The sequence below is a fragment of the Acinetobacter sp. ANC_7682 genome, assembly GCF_056779795.1.
Window position 1 is genome coordinate 1 of the sequence record NZ_JBWYIQ010000055.1, and the last position, 7,454, is coordinate 7,454.

General features: G+C 38.4%; 6 protein-coding genes. 3 read left to right on the top strand and 3 right to left on the bottom strand.

Annotation, left to right across the window (positions count from 1 at the left end):
- The first annotated feature begins 197 nt into the window (after positions 1-197).
- On the top strand, positions 198-974 hold the full coding sequence (locus AC1M9D_RS13690) for a M48 family metallopeptidase (RefSeq protein WP_035265878.1): 777 nt from the start codon (positions 198-200) through the stop codon (positions 972-974).
- Positions 975-1,091: 117 nt separating this feature from the next.
- Here AC1M9D_RS13690 and AC1M9D_RS13695 read toward each other — a convergent pair whose 3' ends face one another.
- Together AC1M9D_RS13695 and crp are read right to left on the bottom strand one after the other, a co-directional pair.
- On the bottom strand, positions 1,092-2,141 hold the full coding sequence (locus AC1M9D_RS13695) for an NADP(H)-dependent aldo-keto reductase (protein WP_180027586.1): 1,050 nt from the start codon (positions 2,139-2,141) through the stop codon (positions 1,092-1,094).
- A 159-nt stretch (positions 2,142-2,300) separates the two neighbouring features.
- A complete protein-coding gene (gene crp, locus AC1M9D_RS13700; protein WP_180027587.1) occupies positions 2,301-3,014 on the bottom strand; it encodes a cAMP-activated global transcriptional regulator CRP in 714 nt (237 codons plus the stop codon).
- A gap of 149 nt (positions 3,015-3,163) precedes the next feature.
- Between crp and AC1M9D_RS13705 the strand changes: the two genes are divergently transcribed.
- Positions 3,164-3,589 (top strand): OsmC family protein, encoded by a 426-nt coding sequence (locus AC1M9D_RS13705; protein ID WP_180027588.1) that lies wholly within the window; start codon positions 3,164-3,166, stop codon positions 3,587-3,589.
- Between the two features lie 64 nt (positions 3,590-3,653).
- On the opposite strand, the gene AC1M9D_RS13710 is transcribed toward AC1M9D_RS13705, so the two are convergent.
- A complete protein-coding gene (locus tag AC1M9D_RS13710) occupies positions 3,654-4,142 on the bottom strand; it encodes a rhodanese-like domain-containing protein (protein WP_035265884.1) in 489 nt (162 codons plus the stop codon).
- 442 nt (positions 4,143-4,584) lie between these two features.
- Here AC1M9D_RS13710 and clpB point away from each other — a divergent pair, with 442 nt between their 5' ends.
- On the top strand, positions 4,585-7,161 hold the full coding sequence (gene clpB, locus AC1M9D_RS13715) for an ATP-dependent chaperone ClpB (RefSeq protein WP_481612411.1): 2,577 nt from the start codon (positions 4,585-4,587) through the stop codon (positions 7,159-7,161).
- Positions 7,162-7,454 lie beyond the last annotated feature (293 nt).

The following is a 7,454-nucleotide window of genomic DNA, read 5'->3' on the forward strand; positions in this document are numbered from 1 at the left end:
AACTCATTGAGATGTGTCATAGTATTCGTCGTTAGAAAACAATTATTGTGACATTATTTCAATGAGTTATCTATTTTTGTCGTGTACAGAGCTAAATTACATAACAAATAAAAAAGTGAAGAAAAATGAGATATTAAGCTTAGTTGAGTTTGTCTATAATTATGAACAAGTACTTTCAAGTAGATTGGAACATTATAATGAAGAACAAATTATTGCTCGGTCTTACAGCATCTGCGGTGATCTCGATTTCAGGGTGTACAACATTTGCGGATATGGCGGGTGCGGACTCAGCGACATTAAATGCAGCTGCTGCACAAAGTTACTCGCAAGCCATTGATACAGCTCGCAGCAAGGGATTATTGGATACAAGCTCAAATACCTATAAGCGTATTACCAATGTCTACAATCGTTTGCGTCCATATGCTGATCAAATGAATCAAACGGGTCAGCCATTCCAATGGCAGGTATCTGTAATTAAATCAAGTGAATTAAATGCTTCTGTCATGCCGGGTGGTAAAGTTGTTTTTTATACAGGTATTGTGGAACGTTTAAATTTAACAGATGCTGAAATTGCGGCCATCATGGGACATGAAATGATCCATGCTTTGGAAGAGCATGCAAAAAGTAAATTGGGTGCTCAAGCTTTAACTGACTTGGCTTTAGGTGTTGGTTTAAGTGCAGCTGGGGTAGGTCAAGGTGGCGCAGCAGTTGCACAAATTGGTTCTCAACTGGGTGTAGGGTTGCCTTATTCACGTAACTTGGAGAGCCGTGCTGATCAGGGTGGATTAATGTTAATGGCTCGAGCTGGTTATAACCCACAAGCAGCGATTACATTATGGGAGAAAATGGCTAAAGCAAGTAATGGTGGCAATGCATCTTTCTTATCAACACACCCTTCAAATGCTCAACGAATTGAGGCGATGCGTAAAAACTTACCTGCAGCTCAAGCGATTTATAACCAAAGTCGCCGTTAAAAGAATAAAGCTAAAAAAGGATGCGTTAGCATCCTTTTTTTTATATTCACCACTTAGTAAATTGTTATCACAGTATGGCTTTGATTCAAATGTATTGAAATCGAATTTATTAGACACTTAAGGTGCTGGATTTGGCTGTTGTTTATGGATGATCTCAATTTCCTGAAGTATTTCTTCTGACAATGACACATTAAAAGCATCAATATTTTCTTTGAGTTGATTTAAATCGGTTGCACCAATGATTGTGCTGGTCACGAAAAACTGCTGCTTAATGAAAGCTAACGCCAATTGCGTTAATGTCAGTCCATGTTTTTCTGCTAAGAGGGCGTATTGTTCAGTTGCCCATTCACTTTCAGGATTACTATAACGCACAAATCTAGAGTATAAGGTGACTCTGGCATTTGCAGGTCTCGCACCATGTCTAAATTTTCCTGTTAAATAGCCAAAAGCGAGCGGTGAATAGGCCAGTAAACCGATGCCTTCAAATTTAGCAATCTCCGACATGCCGATTTCATAGGTACGATTTAATAAGTTATAGGGGTTTTGTACAGAAACAAATTTAGACAGCCCTAACTTTTCAGCTAAATGTAGAAATTTCATGGTTCCCCATGGTGTCTCATTGGAGAGTCCGATATAACGAATTCTACCTCTATTAATTTCCGCTTGAAGGGCAGATAAGGTTTCCTCGAGTGGTGTGATATCTAGTGTACTGTGAGCATGGTGATTGGTATAACCCAATTGACCAAACATATTGGTTGGGCGTTGAGGCCAATGCAGCTGATAAAGATCAATATAGTCAGTTTTTAAGCGTCTAAGATTTGAGTCTAAGGCTGAGCTGATGTCGCTGGCAGTATAGCGAGTTGTGCCGCCTCTAATATTGCTACCACCTTGGCCTGGACCTGCAATTTTTGAAGCAAGAAAAAGTTGATCACGTTGGCCGCGCTGCTGAATCCAATTGCCGATAATTTCTTCCGTCGCGCCTTGAGTTTCGACTTTAGGTGGTACTGGGTACATCTCTGCAGTATCCCAAAAATTTAACCCCCGCTCGAGTGCATATTCCAGTTGTTGGAAAGCCTCGGACTGGCTATTTTGCTCACCAAAGGTCATTGTTCCTAAACAAATTTCGGGAACGTGTATATCTGTTTGTCCAAGTCGATTAAATTTCATGCTCAACATCCTTGCTGTATTTTTTAAGTTGATATATTGAAATCATACCTAATCTAAGATTCAAAACGTATGTAAAATAAATTCGAAAGTTTTCAGAAAAAAGGCAATAAAAAAGCAAATCGTCAGATTTGCTTTTTTGAATGTAGATCAGATGAAAATTTATTCATCATCATTGTTGTCAAAGTCTTCTTCAACAGAATTTACTGCTTCTAATGATGAATCAAAAATTAAGATAGCTTTACCATCAGTTTCAATCATGCCTTGTTCTTCAAGTGTTTTAAGAACACGACCAACCATTTCACGTGAACAACCTACAATACGACCAATTTCTTGACGAGTAATACGAATTTGGCGTCCATTTGGAAGAATCATTGCTTCAGGTTGAGCTGACAAGTCGATTAAACAACGTGCAATACGACCCGATACATCAATAAATGCTAGGTCAGTTACTTTTCGAGTTGTATTTTTTAAGCGACGAACGAGCTGTGCGAACACCGCATAGCTAAGATCTGGATACTGCTTACTTACTTCATGGAAGTTAGCATATGAAATTTCAGCAATCTCACATACATCACGTGTACGTACTTCTGCAGTACGGTGAGGATTACTTTCAAATAATCCCATCTCTCCAAAAAAGTCCCCTGGGTTTAAATAGGCTACCACAATTTCACGTTCATCATCTTCACGTAAAATAATTGAAACCGACCCTTTTAAAATTAGATACAGAGATTTCGACTCTGAGCCCGCATCAATAATTGAAGTTCGTTTTGGAAATCTATTGATGTGCGCACGCTTGAGCAAAGCTTTGACAGATTCAGGTAATTGACCTGGCGACAAAGCATCTGTACTAAGTTGTGAAAAATTAGAAGTCATGCTTTTTAAATTCCGATTTGGATAGTAACTAGATCTTTAGACCTAAATAAACTTGCCACGTGAAGCATAAGAGGTGAAATTCCTTATCAGCTCAATATATGCTAGTGTACAGTCCTAAGTAAATTTATAGTTTTTTTTAGGTAGTTGCAATGCATACTAGCGTACATTGGTTAGAGAATGTTGCTTTTGAAGCAAAATCTGAAAGCGGTCACCAAATTATCATGGATGGTGCTGAAGCTTACGGTGGTGAAAACCGTGGTCCACGTCCGATGGAACTCATTTTAATGGGGCTTGGTGGGTGTGCTTCGTTTGATATTGTGACCATATTAAAAAAATCTAGACAAGATGTGATGGGTGTTCAATGTCAGTTGAAAGCCGAGAGGGCAGACACAATTCCTGCGGTTTTCACGAAGATACATTTGCATTTTGTGGTTACAGGAAAAGCAGTTAAAGAAAAGCAAGTTGCTAAAGCGGTTGAGCTATCTGCAGAAAAATATTGCTCAGCAAGTAAAATGCTTTCAGATGGCGGTGTTGAAATTACACATGATTTTGAAATCATTGAAGCCGAAGCTTGATTTTATCGAGTTGAAAAAAGCAACCTTAAGGTTGCTTTTTTTATGTAAGTTGAGCGAATCAATTTTACTCTTGTACCCATGGCAGATTGTGAAATCGCCAGCCATTGTAAGTACCACGATGGGAGTTGGGATCTAAATCACCTTCAAAACCTTGATCGATATTATATACGTTTGTGAAACCAGCGTTATACGCCACACTCGCTGCTGCTGCAGAGCGCTTTCCACTACGGCACATGAGCAAAATGATGTCATATGCATTAACAAAAGATTGTAACTTCTCTAAAAACTCAGGGTTACGTTCAAGTGAGATGCCTGTGAGCCAAGGAATATGTTCTGAATGTTCGACATAACCTACGAATTTTCGCTCTTCATGTGTTCTGACATCAATAATGATCGCTTGTTGGGATTGGAACAAAAGCCACGCATCTTGGGGTTTTAAAGAGCCTGCAAAGAGGAGTGTATGATCTTCTACATTTTTTTTTGCTTCAGATAAAATAAATTTAATTTTATCTTGATGGACTTTATTTTCTGAGAGATTTATAAAATGATTCATGTAAGTATGCCTGAATGATTAAATCATCCGTTTATGGAAAACGGTGATTATTATAAGTTTTATCTATATTCTTTAAATAAATATAAAATTGATTGTTTATCTTATAAATTCATATTGAATGATTTTGCACAACATGTACCGATTAGGTCGATATAAGTTCGGCGTACTCCTATGTGATGATTTGAGAACAATAATGACCGTTTACGGGGAATATATTTTCTTTGTCATATCTAGTGAATAGTGGATAAATATCATAATCACCATGAAAAAAATGTGAAGTGGTATTGAAAAATGTATGAGCAGCACAAATATTATAATTATAATCTATCTTTATTTTTTAAATAATTGAAATATAAGAAAATAATTAAAAAACCGACTTGAAATATGACGCTTCTCACCCATTAACTAAGCAAGTACCAAATTTGTTGTGAGGAAAATAATAATGCGTTTTGAAAAATTTACAAATCGCTTACAGCAAGCCTTATCTGATGCGCAATCTTTAGCAATGGGCAAGGATCATACAGCGATTGAAGGCATCCATATACTATCGACCCTGCTTGAAGAGCCATCAAATATGAGTTTGTTGCAGCAGGCAGGGGCGAATTTACGAGAATTAAGCACAAAGTTGCAACAGGCGCTTGATGATGCACCAACACTTGCTCATCCAACTGGTGATATTAATCTGAGTCCAGATGCGGTTAAAGCGCTTAACTTGGCAGATAGTTATGCACAAAAATCGGGTGATGAGTTTCTTTCAACAGATTGGGTGTTACTTGGTTTAGCAGAAACAGGTGCAACCAAAACTATTTTAAATGCGGTTGGTGTTCAATCTGCAGGTTTAAAAGCGGCGATAACTAAAGTTCGAGGTGATGAAAAAGTCATGAGTAACAATCATGAAGATCAACGTGATTCATTAAACAAATACACCATTGATCTCACTGAGCGAGCACTTTCTGGCAAGCTTGATCCAGTGATTGGGCGAGATGATGAAATTCGTCGAACAGTCCAAGTTTTATCACGCCGTACAAAAAATAATCCTGTTTTGATTGGTGAGCCGGGTGTTGGTAAAACTGCCATTGTTGAGGGTTTAGCACAGCGTATCGTCAATGGAGAAGTGCCTGAAAGTTTAAAAAATAAACGTGTCTTATCACTTGATCTTGGATCGCTTTTAGCTGGTGCAAAATATCGTGGTGAATTTGAAGAGCGCTTAAAAGCAGTATTAAAAGATCTTGCTAAACATGATGGTGAAATTATTCTGTTTATCGATGAGTTGCACACTCTAGTCGGTGCAGGTAAAGGCGACGGTGCAATGGATGCAGGTAACATGTTGAAACCTGCTTTAGCACGCGGAGAATTACGTTGTGTAGGTGCTACAACTTTAGATGAATATCGACAATTCATTGAAAAAGATGCAGCACTTGAACGTCGTTTCCAGAAAGTATTGGTTGACGAGCCTAGCGTTGAAGACACGATTGCGATTTTACGTGGATTAAAAGAGCGCTATGAAGTACATCATGGTGTCAAAATCTTAGATTCTGCCATCATTGCTGCAGCTAAAATGTCACATCGCTACATTACAGATCGTCAACTACCAGATAAAGCGATTGATCTAATTGATGAGGCGGCATCTCGAATTAAGATGGAGCTTGATTCAAAACCTGAGTCTCTAGATAAATTAGAGCGTCGTCTTATTCAACTCAAATTACAGCTTGAGGCTGTAAAAAAAGACGAAGATGCGGGAAGTAAAGCTGAAGTTTCACACTTAGAAAAACAAATTGCTGAAGTGGAGAAGGAATACAGCGATCTTGAAGAAGTGTGGATTTCTGAAAAGCGTTTGGTCCAAGGCGATCAACAAACTCAGGCGGAGCTTGATCAAGCACGTATTGCGATGCAAAAGGCACAACGTGAAAATGATCTAGCTGAAATGGCTCGGCTTCAATACGGTGTTATTCCTGATTTGGAGAAACGACTCAGTGAAGAAGCATCTGAAGAGAAAGTTGAACCTAAATTATTGCGTAATAAAGTGACGGACAATGAAATTGCCGAAGTTGTAAGTGCAGCAACAGGAATTCCTGTAGCAAAAATGCTACAAGGTGAGCGTGAAAAATTACTCAATATGGAAACATTTTTACATAACCGCGTCGTAGGCCAAGATGAAGCGGTAGTTGCAGTTTCTAATGCGGTACGACGCTCACGTGCTGGACTTTCAGATCCGAATCGCCCAAGTGGTTCATTCTTATTTTTAGGTCCAACAGGTGTTGGGAAAACTGAGTTAACTAAAGCTTTAGCAAACTTCTTATTTGACAGTGACGATGCCATGATCCGTATCGATATGTCTGAATTTATGGAGAAACATTCTGTTAGTCGTTTGGTGGGAGCACCTCCTGGTTATGTTGGTTATGAAGAGGGTGGTGTGCTAACTGAAGCAGTACGCCGTAAGCCTTATAGCGTGGTGTTATTTGATGAAGTAGAGAAGGCTCATCCAGATGTATTTAACATTCTGCTTCAGGTACTTGACGATGGTCGCTTGACTGATTCGCAAGGGCGTGTGGTGGATTTTAAAAATACCGTGATCGTCATGACTTCAAACTTAGGTTCAAATGAAGTGCGCGAATTAGGTGACATGGCGACGGAACAAGATGTACGCAGTGTTGTGATGGCTGCTGTTTCTGAGCATTTTAGACCAGAGTTTATTAACCGAATTGATGAGCTTGTAATCTTCCATGCACTGAAAAAATCGCAGATTCGAGGTATCGCGGATATTCAGTTAGATCGCTTACGTGCTCGTTTGGCTGATCGTGATTTAAGTTTGACTGTAGATGACACTGCTTTCGATGAATTAATTGAGGCAGGATATGACCCAATCTATGGGGCTCGACCACTTAAACGTGCTATTCAACAAAAGGTTGAAAATACATTGGCTCAAAAAATCTTGGCGGGAGAATTTTTGCCAGGAGATACAATTGTTATACAAAGCACTGATGGAGATTTGAGTTTTAGTAAACTTAAATTAAATTAGAATTTAATAAACAAACTTAGAAAACCTGAATTCGTTCAGGTTTTTTTTATTTAAGTGATTTAAAAATAATAAATTTATTTTTTAATAAAATTGCTACTCAAATCTATTAAGTATAAGATTGCACTCAATATTTTTGTGAATAAATGTTTAATTTGTTTATTGATTCACAAAAGGAATTCATTGTTTAGCTTAATGGGATCAAAGAGGTGGTCCCACTTGTTTGAACAACTAAAAGCGTATTTATAAGTGATATTCCGCTCTAGTTAAGCCACCTTGTTTTGTTGGGGTAGCTG